Source organism: Pseudomonadota bacterium, from assembly GCA_030859565.1.
Lineage (GTDB): Bacteria > Pseudomonadota > Gammaproteobacteria > JACCXJ01 > JACCXJ01 > USCg-Taylor.
On sequence record JALZJW010000263.1, the window covers coordinates 1 to 2,665 of the forward strand.

Consider the following 2,665-nt stretch of genomic DNA (forward strand, 5'->3'; position numbering starts at 1 on the left):
AACCGACCCCTGGAAGGGATTGAGCGCCGGAAGCGCGTTCATGTATCACTCACCTCGCCAACAAGCCCGCAGCAACGTAATAATCCCCCCGACCGTCCGTGACTAGGTCATACCGTTCGTCTTCCGTGATCGCCGCCGGATGGTCATGGTGATGGAGGTGAACGCATCCCGCATCCCGCAGGGCCAGGATGGCCGCGTCGAACTCCGGTTTAGCGATGAAGGTGAGGCCACGCAGCTCGCGCAGCGGAATCGCACCACCGGTGGAGGCCAGCCGCATGATGCCCAAAAGACGCCAAGGCATGTCACCTGGGCCATCATCGCCTAAGCAATCATCGGTGCGCGTTGGGGCGTTCGCTCCGCCGAACAACCGGCATGCGGCTTGGTCCAGTTGCTCTAGTGGAAATCCGCGCCTGGCGAGGGTGGAGCTTTCCTCCCTGAAGGCTTTGGGTGCGGCTCTTTTAGAACGACGCTTCGGCCCGTCAGGCCGCCTCTTTGAAGAGGTGACTTGCCATCCGTGAGCGGTGGTTACGCTCTTGCTCTTGGGCCTTATGAAACGCCCAGTAGGCCTCCGTATCACCGCTGGAATGCAGCGACCGGAGCTGCAATACCGCCTCGGCGCTGCGCAGGCCCCAGCGTGCCCCGGTGATGTCCATGCGGTCGTTGACGAGGTGACGACAGGCCCCTTCGATGACCCCGGTGGCAATGGGGAAACCCTCGGCGAGATAGCGGTCGTAGCGCAGCATCTCGTGGTACTTGAGGAGATAATCCGCGCAGGTGTCGACCCCCTTGCGCTGGTCTTGGGAGAGGTCCCGCAGGGTCGCACTGCGCCGCATCCCCGCCGCCACATCGCGGGCCTTGCCCCTCAAGATCTGTAAGGCCCGCTCGCCGACCCAGGCTTCCACCGCCTCGCACCCGGGGACGAAGAAACACCACGCGGCCTTCCAGAGGTATTCGAGCACGTGGAGAAATCGAGGACGAGCGTGACCTCGACCCCATGCCGGTCGATCGCGCCTCGGATCTGGCCGAGCTGTTCTTCATGCCCATCGACCAACATCAGCCACGGGCGCTCCCGATTGGGGTCTCGCCGCAGCGCTTCCTGAAAGACCTCCTCGGTCACCTGCTCGGGCGACCGCTCGACGCTGGCCCACACCCGTTTGTTGCGCGCTCGAGGCTGGGGCGCGTCTTCCTCGCTTTTCCCGCCCATGACCGATTCCGGCGTCCGAACCTGCCGCTCGATGCTGTACACCGCCGCCACCGTCGCCATGCGCTTGCGATTGCGCTTCTCCCCGGGGGAGAGGCGGGCCTTGAGCTTGTGACTCTCCCGCTCCGCCGCTCGCTTCGTCCCCTCACGCAGGCCTTCCCTACGCATCACGATGCCCTTGCCATCTTCATCCTGTACCTCCCAAAAGCATGACCTCCCTGTCATTCCGGTTCGCTCAACACCAAGGGATCCAGGGTCTCTTCCGCGCCATGGCCCGCGCGAGCTTCATAGAACGCCTCGAAGTCCTGGCTCACCTTGGCTGTCAACTCCTCGGCCTGACGCTTGGGGATCTTGCCCCCCGTCGAGGCCAATCGTTCCCGCAGCCCGTGCGAGTAGCTGTCTTTGGGCAGGTTGAGCTCCCCATCGAGCGGGAACAGGCTCTCTTCCTCAGGGGCACTGTAGCCGCATCGCCTGACCTCGACCGCCCCGAACAAACTCTCCAGCCGCCTTGGGCATCCCTGTCGTACCTGGCTTCGCAGGATGCCGTCGGCACCGCGCACGCCCGCCTCGCGCTTCTCCCTCCCCGTACGCAGATCGAAGTGGGCTTGCACCAACCGCCTCAAGAGCTCCGTGCCCTCCCGCGAGACCAGTTTTTCCACCTCGCCATGCTCCATGCCCAACACCGCCGCCGATTGCAGCTGAGCCACGATCACCGCAAACTGCTCGCGGGCCGGCGCAAACTCCTCCACACCCTGCTTGATAAGGTATGCTTGCGTCATGAGAGGGCCTCCTTTGTGGGACGTATGATCTAGAGAAACCCATACCTACCACGGAGTGCCCTCTCTTCCAAGCATTTTCGCTCATAACCTATTGATCTGTTGTCGTTAAAAAAGGATCTTCACCCAACGCCATTGCCGATCAGTTGGGTACCTCGCGTCCGACCGTTCTGCTTTGGAGGAAACGTTTCGAAGAAGCAGGCCCTTCGGGTCTGTCTGAGGACGCCCCACATGGACTGAGCGTACAACGTTTGTCTGCCGAGAAAGTCAATGCGATCGTACAAGCCACCCTGCACACGAAGCCGGAAGCTGCGACGCACTGGAGCACGCGGACGATGGGGAAAGCGCAAGGAGTCAGCCATGCCAGCGTGGCGCGGATCTGGGACGCGCACGGCTTGCAGCCGCATCGGATCGAGGGCTTCAAATTGTCGAAGGACAAGCGGTTTGTTGAGAAGTTGACGGACGTGGTCGGCGTCTACCTCAACCCACCGGACAAAGCGCTGGTGCTCTGCGTGGACGAGAAATCGCAGGTACAAGCGTTGGATCGGCGAGGCGTTTTCAAAAGCGTGCCGGAGCTGATTGCGGCGATCGATGAATTTATTCTGGTCAACACGCTTGGACCAAAAAGGTCGAAGACATCTTGGAAAAGATCAGCCATTGTAAAGCCATTATTGAGACACTACACTTA

The 2,665-nt window shown here is 61.6% G+C and carries 5 protein-coding genes; 1 reads left to right on the forward strand and 4 read right to left on the reverse strand.

Going from position 1 to position 2,665, the window contains the following annotated elements; translation table 11 throughout:
- Nucleotides 1-49 precede the first annotated feature (49 nt).
- The 4 genes from M3436_20495 to M3436_20510 all read right to left on the reverse strand — a co-directional run bounded on the left by M3436_20495 (nt 50) and on the right by M3436_20510 (nt 1,980).
- Nucleotides 50-301, reverse strand: coding sequence for a hypothetical protein (locus tag M3436_20495; protein MDQ3566351.1), 252 nt, complete (start codon nt 299-301; stop codon nt 50-52).
- Between the two features lie 178 nt (nt 302-479).
- A complete protein-coding gene (locus M3436_20500) occupies nt 480-902 on the reverse strand; it encodes a hypothetical protein (GenBank protein MDQ3566352.1) in 423 nt (140 codons plus the stop codon).
- Nucleotides 863-1,372 (reverse strand): hypothetical protein, encoded by a 510-nt coding sequence (locus M3436_20505; protein MDQ3566353.1) that lies wholly within the window; start codon nt 1,370-1,372, stop codon nt 863-865. Before M3436_20505 ends, M3436_20500 begins: the two co-directional genes overlap by 40 nt.
- 50 nt (nt 1,373-1,422) lie before the next feature.
- Entirely contained in the window at nt 1,423-1,980 is a 558-nt protein-coding gene (locus M3436_20510) for a hypothetical protein (protein ID MDQ3566354.1), read from the reverse strand.
- A 143-nt stretch (nt 1,981-2,123) separates the two neighbouring features.
- Between M3436_20510 and M3436_20515 the strand changes: the two genes are divergently transcribed.
- Nucleotides 2,124-2,665: hypothetical protein (locus M3436_20515; GenBank protein ID MDQ3566355.1), on the forward strand; the 542-nt coding region annotated here is incomplete at its 3' end.

Bases quoted from the DNA above. Each gene is read 5' to 3' on its own strand.
- M3436_20495 (MDQ3566351.1), bottom strand. From the start codon at position 301: ATGCCTTGGCGTCTTTTGGGCATCATGCGGCTGGCCTCCACCGGTGGT.
- M3436_20510 (MDQ3566354.1), bottom strand. From the start codon at position 1,980: ATGACGCAAGCATACCTTATCAAGCAGGGTGTGGAGGAGTTTGCGCCG.